The following is a 16,947-nucleotide window of genomic DNA, read 5'->3' as shown; positions in this document are numbered from 1 at the left end:
AATGCGCAGAGTTCGCATGCTGGGCTGGGGCCTGCTGGCCCTGGCACCGTTGGCCCAGGCCAGCGACGGGGTCGAAGAGCCGCGCCCCTGGCAGATTGAAGGCTATGGCACGCTGGCCGCGCATGTGGCCGATGACCCGGTGGTGGGGGTGCGCGGCGATGGCCGCAACCGCAACACCAGCCTGAATGGCCGCGTGCGCTTCGACGGCGACAGCCTGCTCGCGGTGCAAACCCGCTACGAGTTCGCGCCGGGCGTGCAGGCCGTCTGGCAGCTGCTGGCCCGCGACGACGTGCGCTACGGCCAGCGCCCGCGCAATGAGTGGATCTACCTCGGTTGGGACGCCCAGCCCAATCTGAACCTCAAGCTCGGCCGCACCGCGCTGCCGGTGTTCCTGCATTCCGAGACGCGCCACCTGGGCTATGCCCAGACCACGGTGCGGCCGGTCAACACGGTCTACCAGCTCAACCCCTTCACCCATGTGGACGGGCTGGCGCTGCGCCATGCGCGCAGCCTGGCGCAGGGCGAGCTGCGCACCGAGTTCAGCGCCGGCCGCGCCGAGTTGGCCCTGCCCTCCGGCACCATCGATGCCGACCGCATGGTCAGTCTGGCGCTGCGCTACGACGAGGGGCCCTGGAGCCTGCGCGTGGCCGGCTCCGACTACCGCTTCGACATGCACCTGGCCAATGTGCAGCGGCTCTACAGCCAGCTCATTGCCGGCGCCACCGCCTGCACCAACTGTGCCGCCGTGCTGGCTGCGCGTGCACCGCTGGAGGGCGTGCACGCGCAGGTGCAGACCGTGGCCCTGCAGCACGAGAGCGGCAGCTGGTCGCTGACCGCCGAGATCGCTCGGCGCAGCAGCAACAACTCCATCGTGGCGGACTCCCTCGCCTGGTACGTGCTGGCGGCGCATCGGCTGGGCGATTGGTCGCCCTATGTGGTGCTGGGGGAAATCCGCTTCAAGGAGCCGCCGCTGGGCCTGCAGACGCACCCGGCAGCACCGGCCGCGGCGCGCCAGGCCAACCAGCTGATCGACCTCTACCTGCAGACGCCGAACGACCGCCGCATCACCCAGCTGGGCCTGCGCTGGGACTTCCATGCCCGCGCCGCGCTCAAGCTGCAATGGGAGCGCTACCGCGCCACGCGCGAGGGCCGCATCACCGGGCAGAGCCATTACCTGGAGGTGCCGGCGCCGCCGCCCATCGGCCCCTACCAGGGGCCGGCCTGGGACGGCCGCGTCAACCAGTGGTCGCTGAACCTGGACTTCGTGTTCTAGATGCGCCGCGCCCTCGCCTCCCTCAGCCTCGGCCTGCTCACCACGGTGGCGCTGGCCGCCGAGGACACGCCGCTGCTGCGGGTGGGCTTGTCCACGGCCTGGGCCGCTCCCTTCCTGAGCCAGCGCGAGGGCCAGGCCCCCGAGGGCTTGAATGCCGAGCTGGCCCATCTGCTGGCCCAGCAGCTCAAGCGCAAGGCCACCTTCGTGATGCTGCCGCGCGCCCGGCTGGACCAGGCCGCCGAGGCCGGCGAGATCGACCTGCGCTGCCACGCCAACCCCGATTGGGTGCGCCAGCCCGGCATGTACGAATGGAGCCAACCGCTCTGGGCCCTGCCCGAGGTGCTGGTGGGTTCGACAAACAGCGCGCCGCTGCAGCGCCTGGCGGACATGCGCCTGGACCAGACCGTGGGCGCGGTCTTGCACTACAGCTACCCGATGCTGGACGCGCAATTCGGCGCCGGCACCTGGAAGCGCGACGACGCGCCGGCCCCGGACAAGGCCCTGCGCAAGCTCGCCCTGGGCCGCACGCAGTACGCGGTGACGACGCAGTTCGAGCTGAGCCACTACCTGCGCGAGCAGCCCGACCCGCCCCTGGGGCGCTGGCGCCTGCCGCTGGGCCACGCCAATGCGCATTGCGCCGTGCCACGCGCCAGCAAGGTGCGGGCGGCCGACGTGTTCGCCGCGCTGCAGGCGCTGCGCGAGCAGGGCCTGCTGGACGCCCTGCTGCGCCGCCACGGCATCCCCACCGTGGCAGTGGTGGCGGCGGCACAAAGCGAGCTGCCGGCGCTGGGCCGCGACGAGGTCGAGGCACTGTTCCTGCGCCGCCTCAAGACCCTGGAGGACGGCCGCGTGCCGCAGCTGCTGGTGCCGGGCGATGCCTGGCTGGCGCCCTTTGCCGAACAGGTGCTGCGCCGCAGTGCCGCGCAGCTACGCGCCGAATGGTCACGCGCCACCTTCAGCGGCGGCAGCCGCAAGCCGCTGCAGCTGGACACCCCCAGCCAGCTACGCGCCCAGCTGCGCCGTCAGCCCCTGGCCATCGGCGTGCTGCCGCTGCACGAGCTGGACGCCAGCCTGAAGATCCTCTACTTGCCCTGATCAGTGCGCGTGGCCGCGGGCGAGTAGCAAAGTGAAACCCAGGCCCAGTGCCAGCCACAGCAGCTGCAGGGCGGTGGCGCGCCAGGGCAGGCGGCGCTGCAGCTGCGGGATCAGATCGGCCACCGCCACGTAGATGAAGCTGGAGGCCGCCACCACCATCAGGTAGGGCAGCAGGCTCTCGAAGGGCTGGATCAGGAAGTAGCCGGCGACGCCGCCGACCACGCCGGCCAGGCCCGAGAGCGCGTTGTAGAACAGTGCGCGCCCGCGGCTGAAGCCGGCGTTCAGCAGCACCAGGTAGTCGCCCACCTCCTGCGGAATCTCGTGCGCAATGATGGCGCCGGCGGTCAGCCAGCCGAGCTTGGCGTCGGTCAGGAAGGCGGCGGCGATCAGCACGCCGTCGCAGAAGTTGTGGATGCCGTCGCCCACCAGCACCGAGAGCCCGCCCCGGCCGGCCTGCTCCTGGTCGAAATGGTGGTGGTGCTCATGCCCGTCGCCCTCGTGGTGGTGGCTGTGGCGGTACAGCTCCACCTTTTCCAGCAGGAAGAAGAACAGCAGTCCGCCGAGCAGGGTCAGGAACAGCTCCTGGATGCCGGCCTGGCTCTCGAAGGCCTCGGGCAGCACATGCAGCAGCGCGGTACCCAGCAGCACGCCGGCCGACAGGCTGACCAGGTGCTTGACCAGGCGCGAGAGCAGGCCCACGGTCAGCCAGGCCGCGATCAGCACCGACAGCAAACCGCCCACCAGGGTGACCAGGACGATGGCGGCAAGGGTCATGGGGGCGTAAGGGCGTAGCGCAAAGGGCGCGGATTGTCGCAGGCGGGTCGGCACGCACCGGCAGGCCCTGTCATGAAACCGGCACAGAATCCCGCCCCATGCTGACCCCCTCGCCGAAGAACAGCCGCTGGGCGGCCGACACCTACGCCGCCATCGACCTGGGCTCGAACAGCTTCCGCCTGGAAGTGGCGCGCCTGCGCGCCGGCGACTACAAGACCCTGGCCTACTGGAAGGAACCCGTGCGCCTGGGCGCCGGGCTGGACGCCGAAGGCCGCCTCACCGAGGCGGCGATGACACGCGCGCTCGACTGCCTGCGCCGCTTCGGCCGCGAGTTGCAGGGTTTCCCGGCCGAGCGCCTGCGCGCCGTCGCCACCCAGACCCTGCGCGAGGCCGCCAACCGCGACGCCTTCCTTTTGCGCGCGCAGGAAGCGCTCGGACACCCGGTGGAGGTCATCGCCGGCCGCGAGGAGGCGCGCCTGATCTACAGCGGCGTCTCGCACCTGCAGCCGGCGGCGCACACGCGCCTGGTCATCGACATCGGCGGCCGCAGCACCGAACTGATCCTGGGCCAAGGCGACCAGCCGCTGGCGGTGGAATCGTTCCGCATCGGCAGCGTCGGCCTGTCGGTGCGCTACTTCGCCGAGGGGCGGCTGACGGCCGAGGCCTTCCGCGCCGCTCAGATTGCCGCCGCGGCCGAGCTGGAAGAGGCGCTGGCCCTGTTCGGCCGCCGGCATTGCCAACCCGCTTGGGTGGAGGTGCTGGGCAGCTCGGGCACGGCCGGCGCGGTCTCGCAGATCCTGGAGGACTCGGGGCACAGCGACGGCCGCATCACGCCGGACGGATTGCGCTGGTGCATCGAGGCCTGCATCCAGGCCGGCAGCGTGCAGGCGCTGCGTCTGCCTGGCCTGAAGGACGACCGCCGCGGCGTGGTGGCCGGGGGGCTGTGCATCCTCTACACGCTGATGAGCCTCTTCGAGATCGACGAGATCCTGCCCGCCAAGGGCGCGCTGCGCCAGGGCCTGGTGGTGGAGCTGGACGAACGCCTGCGCGCCCGCCGCCCGGCCGACGACCCGCGCGAACCCACCGTGCTGGAGCTGCAGCAGCGCTTCGCCGTGGACCGCGAGCAGGCCCAGCGCGTGCGCGCACTCGGCCAGCGCCTGCACCGCCAGCTCGATGCCGAGGCCGCGCCCGAGCGTCAGCTGGAGATGGGCTGGGCCGCGGCGCTGCACGAGATCGGCATGCTGGTCTCGCACCACGACCACCACCGCCACGCGCAATACCTGCTGGCGCATCTGGACGCGCCGGGCTTCTCGCAGAACCAGCTGCGCCGCCTCAGCCAGATCGCGCTGGGCCAGCGCGGCGGCCTGCGCAAACTTGAGGCCGAGCTGCGCGACGACAGCCTGATCTGGCAGGTGCTGGCGCTGCGCCTGGCCGTCATCAAGTGCCACGCGCGTGGCCCGATCCAGGAGCAGGACATCCAGCTGCGCCGCCAGGGCCGCCAGGTGCGCGTGCAGATGGCGCGCGGCTGGGGCGCCCAGCACCCGCAGGCGCTCTACCTGCTGAACGAGGAGGCGCAGGCCTGGGCCAAGACGGGCCTGTTGGAGCTGGACATCCGAGCCTGAGCGGCTAGAGCAGCTCCGGCCCCATCACACCGTGCAGCACGGTCTGCAACTGGCCGGCGCGGCGGCGCGAGCGCAGCCACCACACGCCGGCCTTTTTGACACTCCAGTCCTGCTCGGTACCCGTCAGCAGGCGCGCGGCCACCTGGCCTAGCGTGGGCTGATGGCCCACCACCAGCACGGGGGCCGCGGCATCCGGCCATTGCACCGCCGCCAACAGCGCGGCCACGCCCTGCTCGGGGCCGAGCGCGGCCACGGTGCGCGGCGTGCGCCCCTCCAGCGCACGCACGGTGGCCTGGCAGCGCTGGGCTGGGCTCACCAGCAGCAGGGTACTGGCCGGCAGGCGCTGTTCCAGCCACACCGCCATGCGGCGCGCCTGGCGCTCGCCCTGGGCGGTGAGACGACGCTCCAGATCGGACTGCCCCTCGCGCAGCGGGTGCGCTTCGGCATGGCGCCAGAGGATCAGGTCCACGACGCCATCACTCCGCGCGGTAGCGCTCGACCAGGGCCTGCTGGGCGCTCTGCCCTTCCGGGTCCACCCGGGCATAGTGACCGCGGGCGTCCTGCCGCCAGGCGTCCTTGCCATCGTGCAGATAGGGCTGGATGGCCTCGTCGATGACGCGCTGGCGCAGCTTCGGCTCGGTGATGGGCCAGGCCAGCTCGATGCGGCCGCGCATATTGCGGCTCATCCAGTCGGCACTCGACAGGTACAGCGCCTCCTCACGCTCGTTCTCGCCCCAGCGGAAGTACATCACCCGGGTGTGCTCCAGGAAGCGGCCGACGATCGAGCGCACGCGGATGTTGTCGCTCAGGCCCGGCACACCGGGCGCCAGCCGGCAGGCGCCGCGCACGATCAGGTCGATCTGCGCCCCGGCCTGGCCGCAGGCCACCAGGGCCTCGATCAGTTCGACATCGGTGAGCGCATTGATCTTCACCACCACGCGCGCGCTGTGGCCCGCCGCGGCGGCCTTGCGCACCTGCTCCAGGTAGCCGCACCAGCGTGCGTGCATGGCAAAGGGTGCGAGCACCAGCTTGTGCATGCGCCGCATATGGCTGGTGCTGGCCAGCAGGCCGAACACGGCATCGGCGTCGGCGGTCAGCGCCGGGTCGGCGGTCAGCAGGCCGATGTCGGTATAGAAGCGCGCCGTGCGCGGGTTGTAGTTGCCGGTGGAGAGGTGCAGGTAGCGGCGCAGCCGGCGCTTGGCGCCGGAGCCTTCGCGGCGCGTCACCAGCAGCATCTTGCCGTGCGTCTTCAGGCCCACGATGCCGTACACCACCTGCGCACCAGCGGCCTCCAGGCGCTCGGCCCAGTTGACGTTGGCCTCTTCGTCAAAGCGGGCCTTGAGCTCCACCACGGCCAGCACTTCCTTGCCGCGCCGCGCCGCCTCCACCAGCAGGTCCATCAGCACCGATTCCGTGCCGGTGCGGTAGATCGTCTGCTTGATGGCCAGCACCTCGGGGTCGTCCACGGCCTGGCGCAGGAACTTGATGACGGGCTCGAAGCTCTCGAAGGGGTGGTGCAGCAGCACATCCGCCTTGGCCAGGCGGTCGAACATCGGCTTCTGGCGCGGCAGCCGGCCCTGCGGCCAGACCGGCTCGTGCGGTTCGAAGCGCAGGTCGGGCGCCTGGGTCTGGTCGATCAGCTCGTTCAGGCGCACCAGGTTCACGGGCCCGTTGACGCGGTAGAGCGCGGCATCGGGCAGGTCGAACTGGCGCAGCAGCAGCTGATAGAGCTCCTCGGGGCAGCTGCGCACGACCTCCAGGCGCACCGCGCGGCCGAAGTGGCGGGTGGTGAGGCTGCTGCGCACGGCGTGGCGCAGGTTGCCGACCAGGTCCTCGTCGAACTCCAGGTCGGAATCGCGCGTGACGCGGAACTGCGAGAAGGACACCACCTCGCGGCCCGGGAACAGCTCGGTGAGATGGGCACGGATGACGCTGCTGAGCAGCACGAAACATTGCTCGCCCGGCGCCACATGCTGAGGCAGGCGGATGACGCGCGGCAGCACGCGCGGCACCTTGACGATGGCGATCGGGCTGTCGCGCCCCAGCGCGTCCTTGCCCGAGAGCTTGACGATGAAGTGCAGCGCCTTGTTGGCCACCTGCGGGAAGGGGTGGGCCGGGTCCAGGCTCACCGGCACCAGCAGCGGCCGCACCTCGCGCTCGAAGAAGCGTGCCACCCAGCGGCGCTGCGTCTCGTTGCGCTCGGCATGGTTGCGGATCAGGATGCCGCGCTGCTGCAGCGCCGGCATCAGCTGGTCGTTGTAGATCGCGTACTGGCTGTCGATCAGCTCGTGCGCGGCCGCACCCACGCGCTCCACGTCCTCGTGCTTGATGTCGCCGCTCTTGTCGCGCAGGGCGTCGAGCAGGTCCGAGAAGCGCACCTCGAAGAACTCGTCGAGGTTGCTGGAGACGATGCACAGGTAACGCAGGCGTTCCAGCAGGGGCACGTCCTCGCGCATGGCCTGGGCCAGCACACGGCGTTGGAACTCCAGGATGGCCTGTTCGCGGTCCAGCAGGCGCAGCGCTTTGAGGGTCATCGAATGATTCTAGAAATCGGTCGTGACGGTTCGGTGACAGGCTCGCTTCGATAATCCCATTCATGCATTGCGTGATCGCCACCTCCGGCAACGCTCCGGAGCTGCGCGCCGGTGCGGAGCTGCAAGCCCTCCTGAACGACTGGCAGATCGCCGGCCCCGACCTCGGCGGCGACGCCAGTAGCCTGGACACCCCCTTCGAACAGACCCTGGCCGCGGCCGCCGGGCTGCACGGCGCCGCGCCCCTGGCTGCCTGGGCCGCCGCGCCGCAAGGCCTGCAGGCACCGGCCTGGGCCTGGCTCAGCCCCCTGCACCTGCAGCTTGACGCCCAGCAGGCCATCGCCCTGCCCCCGGCCCTGCTGGCGGTGGAAGCCAGCGAAGGCCGCGCCCTGTTCGAGCTGTTGGCACCGTTGTTCCCTGCTACCGAGGGCTGGCAGTTCGAATGCCTGCAACCCGACCGCTGGCTGCTGGGCCACGAGCAACTGGCCGGACTTCAGCTGGCCAGCCTGAACCGCATCGCCCAGCGCTCACTCAGCCCCTGGCTGCCGGCCGAGCGCTGGCTGCGCCGGCTGCAGAACGAGGCCCAGATGCTGCTGCACGAGCACCCGATCAACCAGGCCCGTGCCGCGCGCGGGGCCCTGCTCGTCAACAGCGTTTGGATGTGGGGGGCGGGCAAGGGGCCGGCATTGCCCAGCCACCTGGTGCTGGAGCCCGAGCCCCCGCTGGACCCCGCCGACCATGCCGAACATTGGGCACGCCTGGATGGCGGCCCGATCGCGGCCCTGCGGCGCGAGGCCGCGATCGGCCGCCCGGCCCGTTTGACCCTGGCTGGCGATGTGCGTGCGCGCAGCTGGGTGCCGGCGCCCAAACGCTGGCGTTGGCCCTGGCAGCGCCGCAATCCGGTGGCACTGAATGCGCTGCTGCAGGAGCTGGACCAATGAGCGCGCCGCTGCGCGTCATCGCCCGCAGCGCCGAGCCGCGCAGCGCCTGGGCGCTGGAGCAGCAGGGCCTGAGCCCGCTGCTGGCGCGTCTGTACGCCGCCCGCGGCGTGCGCAGCGCGGCCGAGCTTGACCCGGACCTGCGCCACCTGCACCCACCCGCGCAGCTCAAAGGCGCCGAGCAGGCCGCTGCCCTGCTGGCTGATGCCCTGGCCGCCGGCCGGCGCCTGTGCGTGGTGGCCGACTACGACTGCGACGGCGCCACCGCCTGCGCCACACTCTTGCGCGGCCTGGCCCTGCTGGGCGCGCGGCCCGAGCAGCTGGATTACGTCGTGCCCGACCGTGCCGTGCACGGCTACGGCCTCACCCCCGCCATCGTCGACCTCGCGCTCGCCCAGCAGGCGCAGGTGCTGATCACCGTGGACAACGGCATCGCCAGCCTGGAGGGCGTGGCGCACGCCAAGGCCCAGGGCCTGCAGGTCGTCGTCACCGACCACCACCTCTGCGCGGCCGATGCCGAGGGCCAGGTGCAGCTGCCGGCGGCTGACGCCATCGTCAACCCCAACCAGCCCGGCTGCGCCTTCCCCAGCAAGGCCCTGGCCGGCGTGGGCGTGGCCTTCTACGTGCTGCTGGCCCTGCGTGCCGAGCTGCGCGCGCGCGGCGCCTTCGAAGCGGGCAACCAGCCGCGACTGGACAGCCTGCTCGACCTCGTCGCTCTGGGCACCGTGGCCGACGTGGTGCCGCTGGACGCCAACAACCGCCGCCTCGTCGCCCAGGGCCTGCGCCGCATCCGCGCCGGCCAGATGCAGCCGGGCGTGCGCGCGCTCTTCCAGGTGGCGGGGCGCGAGAGCGAGCGCGCCTGCAGCCAGGACTTCGGCTTTGCGCTCGGCCCGCGCATCAACGCCGCCGGCCGCCTGGCCGACATGCGCCTCGGCATCGAGTGCCTGCGCTGCGACGACCCCGCACGCGCGCTGCTGCTGGCGCAGCAGCTCGACGCCATCAACCGTGAGCGCCGCGCGGTGGAGACCGATATGCGCGAACAGGCCGAGCTGCTGCTCGCACGCGCCCTCCCAGAGGGCGCGCCACCGCCCGCGCTGGCCCTGTTCGACGAAAGCTTCCACGAGGGCGTGGTCGGCATCCTGGCCGGGCGCCTGAAGGACGCGCTGCACCGCCCCTGCTTCGTGTTCGCCCGCGGCGCCGATGGCCGGCTCAAGGGCTCGGGCCGCTCCATCCCCGGCTTTCATCTGCGCGACGCGCTGGACCTGCTGGCCAAGCGCGAACCCGGCCTGCTGGCCAAGTTCGGCGGCCATGCGATGGCGGCCGGCTGCACGCTCGACGCCCCCGAGCCCGCGCGCTTCGAGGCCGCGCTGCGCGCCATCGCGCAAGACTGGCTGCCGCCCGAGGCCCTGGCGCGCGAGCTGCGCCACGACGGCGCCCTGGGCGCCGAACAGCTCACGCTGGCGATGGCCGAGCAGCTGGAGAGCCAGGTCTGGGGCCAGGGCTTCGAGGCGCCGCTGTTCGTCGATGAATTCGAGCTGCGCGATCAGCGCCTGGTGGGCAGCGGCCACCTGAAGCTGCGCCTGCGCCAGCAGGGCCAGGACTTCGACGCCATCTGGTTCCGCCGCGCCGACACGCTCGACGGCCCGCGTGTGCGCCTGGCCTACCGGCTGCAGCGCGATGCCTGGAACGGTCAGGCCAGGCTGCAGCTGCTGGTTGAAGCCCTGGCTTAGGGCTCAGCTGAGCAAGCCGGCCGGACTGATGGATGCACGAACCGGATGGCTTCAAGCGTGACCGAGGCGGGCGCAGACCTTCCACCGGCCAAAGCCAACCTCTTTCGGTGACTCTTTGTGTGCACCGACTCGCATTCAGCCAGTCGCGCAGGGCAAGATGCCTTCATCGATCTCCGCTGCCAACTCATGCCCCTGCGTCCTCTCCGCTCCGCTTTCAAAGCCCTTGGCTTTGGCATCGTGCTGCCTCTTGCCCTTGCGCTGCAAGGCGCCCAAGCGAGCGACATGGCGCGCCTGGTGACGGAATTGATGGAGAGCACCAAGCTGCATGCGCTCACCAAGACCGAGGCAGCAGCGCGCCGCCATGTGGCGGATGGGCGTCCTGAAACATTGGAAGTACTGCTGATCTCAGATCGGCTCAAGGGTGTCAGCCGGGTCAGCGAAGACGGCGAGCTGATCTTGCAGTACCGAGAGTCAGACGTCCCGGCGGCAGAGCTGGTGCAGCGGGCTTTCATCCTGCGCGCCCTGCGCAAGATCGAAGATCAGGGGAGCGCAGGGGGCGGACTGGCTGGCATGGGCCCTTGGCACTTCGGCATGAGCCGGGACGAAGTGCGGCAGCAGTCCCTTTTCGGTCCGTACTACAGCTTTCAGAACGCGGACATCGGAACTGAGGGGGGGCTGTTTGCGGGCGATAGGCGTCCGCTGTCCTTCTACTTTGAGCAGGACCGGCTCGATCGCATGATGCTGGTCGTCTATTTCGGCAAGGATCCCCAACTGGCCCAACAAGCCTGGGCTCAGTGTCAGGCGCACCTCCAGAGCCGATTTGGCGGAGCGGAAGGCGACTTGGCGCCGGCCTTGCGGCGCTCCAGCCTGTTCAAAGGCCCTGCCCCGGCACTGCGCATGCGCGCAAGCCCAATGCCACCGCAGCGCGAGGTCTGGGCTGGCGCTCAACGCACCGACGACGGGCGTGTCATGGTTTCCCTGGTCTACGCCCAGCCCCGCCTCCCAGCAGTGAGCCGCTTGCCGAGTCGTGGCGGCGCGGATCAGGTGGCGGTCTATCTGCTGCCAGCGGACGACTTCCCGGAGTCCCTGGCCGATGCGTTGGCGCGCCAACTGGGGCAGGAGACCGGCCTGCGGGTCAAGGCTGCCTTGCGCTTCCCGCTTGGAGAACTGCAACCCTTCGAGGGAAGCAACCAGTTCGCCGGCGAGGATCTGATGGACCGTGCGCGTCCGATCACGCGAAGCCTGCAGGACGCAGGTCCAAGAACCTACTTCATCGTATTGACAGCACGGGACATCAACAGCCGTTCGCGCAACTTCCGTTTCCAGTATTCGCTGCACAACCCGATGACCAATCTTTCGGTGCTATCCGTTGCACGCATGCTGGATCGGGCCGATGGCGTGCTCAGCGAGCGTTCTGCGCTGCGTCTGTACAAGATGACCAAGCGCGCCCTGGGGGAGATGCGACTTGGTTGGCAACGCAGCAGCGACCCGGCAGATTTGATGTACGCACCCATCATGGGCATGGACGACCTGGACCGCATCGGCCTTGAACACCGCCCCGGCAAGGCGGCCGCAGCGCTTCCCTGAACGGGTATCGGCTTGGAGCGGTAAGCGGTTTTCGGCCGGATCCGAGGGGCTCGCCACAGCGCGCCGGAGTCAGCGCCCCAAGCCCACCGCCTGTTCCAGCGCCGCGAACTCTTCGGTCACGTACTGCGCCAGGCGGCCCAGGTTGGGCATCTGGTCAGTCGCGATGAGCCCGAAGTTCAGCTCGCCCGCGTAGCTGAACAGCGTGATGTTGATCAGGTGCGTGGGCGGCAGGGTGGAGACCGGGTGCATCTCGCGCAGCTCGGCGCCCTTCAGGAACAGGCGCTGGTCCGGACCGGGCACGTTGGAGACGGTGGCATTGCCCATCGGGGTGATGACGTCGGCCAGGCCGAACATCGCCGCCAGCTGGCCCAGCACGCCGGTGAGGATGGTGTAGGTCTCGATCGCCTCGGGCGCGACGGTGTCGATCATCTGGCGCACATTGCGCAGCGAGTAGCCGACGTTGCGCAGGCGGATGTAGGCGTCGTCGGTGGGCGGGGAGAGGTCCACCAGGATGATGCCGATCTTGTTGCCGCCCTCGTGCTGCCCTTCGCGGCGCAGGTTCACCGGCATCTGGATGGTGATGGGCCGGTCCAGCGAGATGCCCTCGTCCTGCAGGTAGCGGTGCATGGCGCCGTCCAGGCAGGTCAGCGCCACATGGTTGAGCGTGGCGCGCGCGGCCTTGCGCACGGTGGCGATGCGCGTCATCGGCAGCGCCGCGGTGGCGAACTGGCGGCCCGGGGTGGCGGTGCCGGTAAAGGGCGTGTCGCCCGGCGCCATGAAGGGCAAGGCAATGGCGTTCTTGGTGAGCTTGACGGCTTCCAGCGCGAGCATGGCGCCCAGGCGACCGATGCCGATGGCGCGCTTGCTGTTGGCGGTGAGCTGCTTCCACACGCTGCCCACCAGGCGCTGGTTCAACTTGCTGCGCCCGCCGCCGCCGCGGCGCTTCACATGGTTGGTGGTCCAGACCGGGCGCAGCTCCAGGTCGGCCGGCCCCTCGGCCAGCGAGGCCACGCCCCAGCGCGTCATGGTGATGCCGTCCGCATAGGCGTGGTGCATCTTGTAGTAGATGGCGAACTGGCCGTCCCAGAGCTTGTCGATCACATGCACCTCCCAGAGCGGGCGGCTGCGGTCGAGCATGGGTTCGTGCAGCTTGCTCACCAGGGCGTACAGGTGCTCGCGCTGATTTCTACCGGGCTTGAGCGTGTGGAAGAACAAGTGCTGGCTCAGGTCCACCTGCTCGGCCTCCACCCAGTCCGGCATCAGGCCGGGGCTGATGAAGCGGATCACGCGGTTGAAGGGCGGCGCCACCTCGGTGTGCGTGAGGAACTCCTCGTACAAGGCACGCGCGAAGCCGGCCTTGGCGCCGGCCGGGCGGGCGTGGATGTGCAGGCCGGCCACATGCTTGGGGCTGGCGGCGTTTTCGGCCACGAAGAAGGCGAGGTCCAGCAGCGAGAGTCGGCTCATGGGTGCGCGGAGGTGGGGCCTTTGGATGGCCCAGCATAAGGCGGCGCCCCGGCTTCGATAATCGGCCCATGCCCCGCTTTCATGTCCTCAGCAACGCCGATCTGCACTGCCATTCCACCGTGTCGGACGGCACGCTGGCGCCGGAAGCCGTGGCGGCGCGTGCCGCCGCCCAGGGCGTGGAGCTGTGGGCGCTGACGGACCACGATGAGGTCAGCGGTATCGCCCGCGCCCGCGCCGCCGCCCAGGCCCTGGGCATGCCCTTCCTGGCTGGGGTGGAAATTTCGGTCAGCTTCGCCGGCCAGGTGGTGCACATCGTCGGCCTGGGGGTGGACGAGACGGATGCACAGCTGGTGGAGGGCTTGCGCGCCACGCGCGGCGGGCGCGAGCAGCGCGCGCGCGAGATGGCCGCCGGCTTGGCCGCCGTGGGCATTCCCGGTGCTTACGAGGGCGCGCTCAAGCATGTGGGCAACCCCGATCTGATCTCGCGCACGCACTTCGCACGCTTCCTGGTGGAGAGCGGGGTCTGCAACGACATCCCCGAGGTCTTCCGCCGCTTCCTCAAGGAAGGCAAGCCCGGCTATGTGGAGCACCGCTGGGCCGCGCTGGGGGATGCGGTGCGCTGGATCCGCGAGGCCGGCGGCGTGGCGGTGATCGCCCACCCGGCGCGGTACGCCTTCAGCCCGACGGCCGAGTTCGCGCTCTTCAGCGAGTTCAAGACCCATGGCGGCCAGGGCGTGGAGGTGGTGACCGGCAGCCACAGCGACGCCGAGGCGGCGCGCTATGCCGAGATGGCGCTGGAGTTCGAGCTGCTCGCCTCGCGCGGCAGCGATTTCCACTCGCCGGCCGAAAGCCGCACCGAACTGGGCAGCCTGCCGCCGCTGCCGGCCAAGCTGGAGCCGGTGTGGGCGCTGCTGGATGCCCGGGTCAGCTGAAAGATCAGCTGAAACTGAGCGGCCCGTACCAGCTGCGCGCCCGTCCGCGCGTGTTGTCGCTGTCGGTCATGAAGGCCACCGAGACCAGATCGCCCGGCGCTTCGCCGAAAGCGCGCTCGAAGTCCTGCGCCAGGTGGCGGCGGTGGTCGCGCCAGCGGCCCAGCTGGCTGGCGCCGGTGTCGAGCACGATCTTGCGGATGCGGTCCGAGCGCGGGTTGGTGATCACCGCCTCCAGGGGCGCGCGGCGCTCCCAGACATACATCAGCGTGGCATAGGGCGGGGTCTCGCCCGTCAGCAGCTCGGCCAGCTCGAACTGCGCGCGCGTGGCGGCGCTCAGGCGGCGGTGGTCGCCGTCAAAGCCGAAGATGACGCGCGCCACCGCGTCCTCGCGCGCGCTGTCGCTGACATCCGATTCGGCCAGCAGGCCCTCTACCCACCAGGAAAAACTGACCGGGCCGACACGCGCCGCCGGGATGCTCAGACGCCGCCGCCACAGGCTGGCCGAGTGATCGGAGACGGCCTCGAAGGCCGTGCGCCCTTCCTTGACGACGCTGCGGTAGCGGTTGCGGCGCTTGCCCGGCAGCGCGAACTCGTGCCAGCCCTCGGGATGGGCGCTGGGCGGCGGCGGGCTGGCACAGGCCGACAGCAGGCCGGCGGCCCCCAGCAGCAGGGCCTGACGGCGGGGCAGGTGTTCGGACATGGCAGCAGCGTAGCAAGCTGCAACACAGGCTTTACAAAGGGGCCAAGCGCCTGCGCGAAGATCCGCACACCCCATTGCGCGGAGTGCCCCATGCGTCGCCCCACCTGGCTTCTTGTGCTTGGCCTGAGCTGGCTCTCGGCCTGCTCCATCACCCCGGTACAGCCCTGGGAGAAGGGCCTGCTGGCCAAGAAGGCCATGGGCTTCGAGGCCGACCGCCTGGAGGCGGGCTTTGCTGAACACATTTACGCCAGCAAGGAAGCCGCTGCCGGCACCGCCGGCGTGGGCGCGAGTGGCTGTGGCTGCAACTAGTCGCCTGCTCGCCGCGGCCCTGTGCCTGCCCGGCCTGGCCGAGCCGACCCTGGCCGATGGCGCGCCCGACCAGGGCCAGGTCGCCCTCAAGGTGCTGGACTATCTGGACTACCAGCCGGGCCGCGAACGCGTGCGCATCCGCGCGCCGTCCGTGCAGCTGATGCTGCCGCTCTCCAGCCGCTGGGCCCTGGGCGCCACCGCCATCCACGACGCGATCTCAGGCGCCTCGCCGGCCTTCCACACCCGCGCCATCAGCCAGCTCAAGGACGAGCGCAATGCCGCCGACCTGACGCTGACGCATTACTTCGACGACGCCAGCCTCGGCCTGACCACCGCCTGGTCGAACGAAGCCGACTACCGCTCGCGCGGCCTGGCGCTCAGCGGCAGCTGGTCCACCGAAGACCGCAACCGGACCTGGACGGCCGGACTGGGTGCGAGCCGCGACCGCATCAACCCCGTCACCGGCCTGGTGGTGGATGAGAAGAAGCAGGTGCTGGACTGGACGCTCGGCGTCACGCAGGTGCTGAACCCGCGCCAGCTGCTGCAGCTGACCCTGGGCCACAACCGCGCCCGCGGCTACCTGAACGACCCCTACAAGGTCTCCGACGAACGCCCGCGTTCCCGCCACGCCACGCGCCTGCTGCTGCGCCTCCACCAGCACCTGGAAGACGGCGGCCAGACCCTGCGCTGGAGCCTGCGCCACTACCAGGACAGCTACGGCGTGCGCGCCCAGACGGCCGGCCTGGAATTCGTGCAGCCCCTGCCCTGGGGCTTGAGCCTGACGCCTTCGCTGCGCCTTCACAACCAGCGCAAGGCCCGCTTCTACGTCGAGGTCGACCCCGAGGCCGCGCCCTTCGCCACCCAGCCGCCCGAGGACTGGCTGCAGTTCTCGCTCGACCAGCGCCTGTCCTCCTTCGGCGCCCGCACCCTGGGCCTGAAGCTCGCCTGGCAGCCGACACCCGATTGGACGGCCGACATCAAGCTGGAGCATTACGCCCAGCGTGGCGACTGGTACCTCGGCAGCGGCAGCACGGGCCTGGCGCCCTTTGCCGCGCGCAGCTGGCAGCTGGGCCTGAGCCGGAGCCTCTGATGCAGGTGTTCCGCCACCCCTTCCAGGCCCTGGGCGGCAGCGCCGAGATCGTGCTGGCCGCGGGCGATGAGGCCGAGGCGCAGCGCCTGGCGCAGATCGGCGTCGACGAGGTGTTGCGCATCGAGCACAAGTACTCGCGCTACCGCGCCGACAGCCTGATCGGCCGCATCAATGCCCAGGCCGGCGCTGAGCCGGTGGAACTGGACGACGAAACCCTGGCCCTGCTGCGCTTTGCCGACACCCTGCACCAGGACAGCGACGGCCTGTTCGACCCCACCTCGGGCGTGCTGCGCCGCGCCTGGAACTTCAAGCAGCCGCGCCTGCCAAAGCCAGACGAGCTGGCGCCGCTGCTCGCGCTGATCGGCTGGCCGCGCGTGGAGCGCGAAGGCAAGAGCCTGCGCCTGCCCGAGGCCGGCATGGAGCTGGACTTCGGCGGCTTCGGCAAGGAATACGCGGCCGACCGCGCCGCCGCCGCGCTGAAGGCCGCCGGCGTGCGCCACGGCCATGTGAACCTGGCCGGCGACATCCGTGTGCTCGGCCCCAAGCCCGATGGCAAGCCCTGGCAGATCGGCATCCAGCACCCGCGCCAGCCGGGCAAGCTGATTGCCAGCCTGCCGCTGCACCAGGGCGGCCTGGCCACCAGCGGCGACTACGAGCGCTACTTCGAGCTGGACGGCCAGCGCTACTGCCATGTGCTGAACCCGCGCACCGGCTGGCCGGTGCGCTTCTGGCGCTCCGTCAGCGTGGTGGCGCCGCTCACCGTGGCGGCCGGCGCACTCAGCAGCCTGGCCATGCTGAAGGAGCGTGAGGGCCTGGAGCTGCTCAAGCGCAGCGGCCTGCCCTTCCTGGCCATCGACCCCGACGGCGCGCTGCTGCGCGACGCCCTACCCTAGGAGACCGCC

Annotated in this window: 15 protein-coding genes; 10 read left to right on the top strand and 5 right to left on the bottom strand. The window is 70.6% G+C overall.

The window, feature by feature from the left end; all coding sequences use genetic code 11:
- The first annotated feature begins 1 nt into the window (after position 1).
- Positions 2-1,273: a hypothetical protein gene (locus tag I7X39_RS15045; RefSeq protein ID WP_198111973.1), complete on the top strand. Its 1,272-nt coding sequence runs from the start codon at positions 2-4 to the stop codon at positions 1,271-1,273.
- On the top strand, positions 1,274-2,368 hold the full coding sequence (locus tag I7X39_RS15040; RefSeq protein ID WP_198111972.1) for a substrate-binding periplasmic protein: 1,095 nt from the start codon (positions 1,274-1,276) through the stop codon (positions 2,366-2,368).
- Here the strand turns inward: I7X39_RS15040 and I7X39_RS15035 are convergent, their stop codons facing one another.
- Positions 2,369-3,142, bottom strand: coding sequence for a ZIP family metal transporter (locus I7X39_RS15035; RefSeq protein ID WP_198111971.1), 774 nt, complete (start codon positions 3,140-3,142; stop codon positions 2,369-2,371).
- 98 nt (positions 3,143-3,240) lie between these two features.
- Here I7X39_RS15035 and I7X39_RS15030 point away from each other — a divergent pair, with 98 nt between their 5' ends.
- Positions 3,241-4,764, top strand: coding sequence for a Ppx/GppA phosphatase family protein (locus I7X39_RS15030; protein ID WP_198111970.1), 1,524 nt, complete (start codon positions 3,241-3,243; stop codon positions 4,762-4,764).
- A gap of 4 nt (positions 4,765-4,768) precedes the next feature.
- On the opposite strand, the gene I7X39_RS15025 is transcribed toward I7X39_RS15030, so the two are convergent.
- Positions 4,769-5,233 carry a SixA phosphatase family protein gene (locus I7X39_RS15025; RefSeq protein WP_198111969.1) on the bottom strand — a complete coding sequence of 155 codons (465 nt, stop codon included), beginning with the start codon at positions 5,231-5,233 and terminating at the stop codon, positions 4,769-4,771.
- Positions 5,234-5,240: 7 nt separating this feature from the next.
- Positions 5,241-7,298 (bottom strand): polyphosphate kinase 1, encoded by a 2,058-nt coding sequence (gene ppk1 / locus I7X39_RS15020; protein WP_198111968.1) that lies wholly within the window; start codon positions 7,296-7,298, stop codon positions 5,241-5,243.
- A gap of 62 nt (positions 7,299-7,360) precedes the next feature.
- Between ppk1 and I7X39_RS15015 the strand changes: the two genes are divergently transcribed.
- The 3 genes from I7X39_RS15015 (at position 7,361) to I7X39_RS15005 (ending at position 11,550) form a co-directional block, all read left to right on the top strand.
- The gene (locus I7X39_RS15015; RefSeq protein ID WP_198111967.1) at positions 7,361-8,236 is read left to right on the top strand and encodes a hypothetical protein; all 876 of its coding nucleotides are present in this window, start codon (positions 7,361-7,363) and stop codon (positions 8,234-8,236) included.
- A complete protein-coding gene (gene recJ / locus I7X39_RS15010) occupies positions 8,233-9,963 on the top strand; it encodes a single-stranded-DNA-specific exonuclease RecJ (RefSeq protein ID WP_198111966.1) in 1,731 nt (576 codons plus the stop codon). Before I7X39_RS15015 ends, recJ begins: the two co-directional genes overlap by 4 nt.
- A 186-nt stretch (positions 9,964-10,149) precedes the next feature.
- Positions 10,150-11,550, top strand: coding sequence for a hypothetical protein (locus I7X39_RS15005; RefSeq protein ID WP_198111965.1), 1,401 nt, complete (start codon positions 10,150-10,152; stop codon positions 11,548-11,550).
- Positions 11,551-11,619: 69 nt separating this feature from the next.
- Here the strand turns inward: I7X39_RS15005 and I7X39_RS15000 are convergent, their stop codons facing one another.
- Positions 11,620-13,014 carry a wax ester/triacylglycerol synthase domain-containing protein gene (locus tag I7X39_RS15000; RefSeq protein WP_198111964.1) on the bottom strand — a complete coding sequence of 465 codons (1,395 nt, stop codon included), beginning with the start codon at positions 13,012-13,014 and terminating at the stop codon, positions 11,620-11,622.
- A 68-nt stretch (positions 13,015-13,082) separates the two neighbouring features.
- Here I7X39_RS15000 and I7X39_RS14995 point away from each other — a divergent pair, with 68 nt between their 5' ends.
- Positions 13,083-13,946, top strand: coding sequence for a 3',5'-nucleoside bisphosphate phosphatase (locus I7X39_RS14995; protein ID WP_198111963.1), 864 nt, complete (start codon positions 13,083-13,085; stop codon positions 13,944-13,946).
- 4 nt (positions 13,947-13,950) lie between these two features.
- Here I7X39_RS14995 and I7X39_RS14990 read toward each other — a convergent pair whose 3' ends face one another.
- The gene (locus I7X39_RS14990; protein ID WP_198111962.1) at positions 13,951-14,646 is read right to left on the bottom strand and encodes a DUF3047 domain-containing protein; all 696 of its coding nucleotides are present in this window, start codon (positions 14,644-14,646) and stop codon (positions 13,951-13,953) included.
- Positions 14,647-14,736: 90 nt separating this feature from the next.
- On the opposite strand from I7X39_RS14990, the gene I7X39_RS14985 reads away from it, so the two are divergent.
- From I7X39_RS14985 to I7X39_RS14975, 3 genes are read left to right on the top strand one after another with little or no spacing between them, the layout of a single operon-like run.
- The gene (locus I7X39_RS14985; protein WP_198111961.1) at positions 14,737-14,955 is read left to right on the top strand and encodes a DUF4266 domain-containing protein; all 219 of its coding nucleotides are present in this window, start codon (positions 14,737-14,739) and stop codon (positions 14,953-14,955) included.
- Positions 14,942-16,045 carry a DUF3570 domain-containing protein gene (locus I7X39_RS14980; RefSeq protein ID WP_198111960.1) on the top strand — a complete coding sequence of 368 codons (1,104 nt, stop codon included), beginning with the start codon at positions 14,942-14,944 and terminating at the stop codon, positions 16,043-16,045. The genes I7X39_RS14985 and I7X39_RS14980 overlap by 14 nt, the downstream gene beginning before the upstream one ends.
- Complete coding sequence (locus I7X39_RS14975) at positions 16,045-16,938, top strand: FAD:protein FMN transferase (RefSeq protein WP_198111959.1); 894 nt, start codon at positions 16,045-16,047, stop codon at positions 16,936-16,938. Before I7X39_RS14980 ends, I7X39_RS14975 begins: the two co-directional genes overlap by 1 nt.
- Positions 16,939-16,947: the final 9 nt, after the last annotated feature.

Origin of the sequence: Inhella proteolytica (assembly GCF_016093275.1) — a bacterium.
GTDB classification, from domain to species: Bacteria; Pseudomonadota; Gammaproteobacteria; order Burkholderiales; family Burkholderiaceae_C; genus Inhella; species Inhella proteolytica.
The sequence above is the reverse complement of the archived record's forward strand: the minus strand, read 5'-3'. Positions and strand labels throughout refer to the sequence as shown.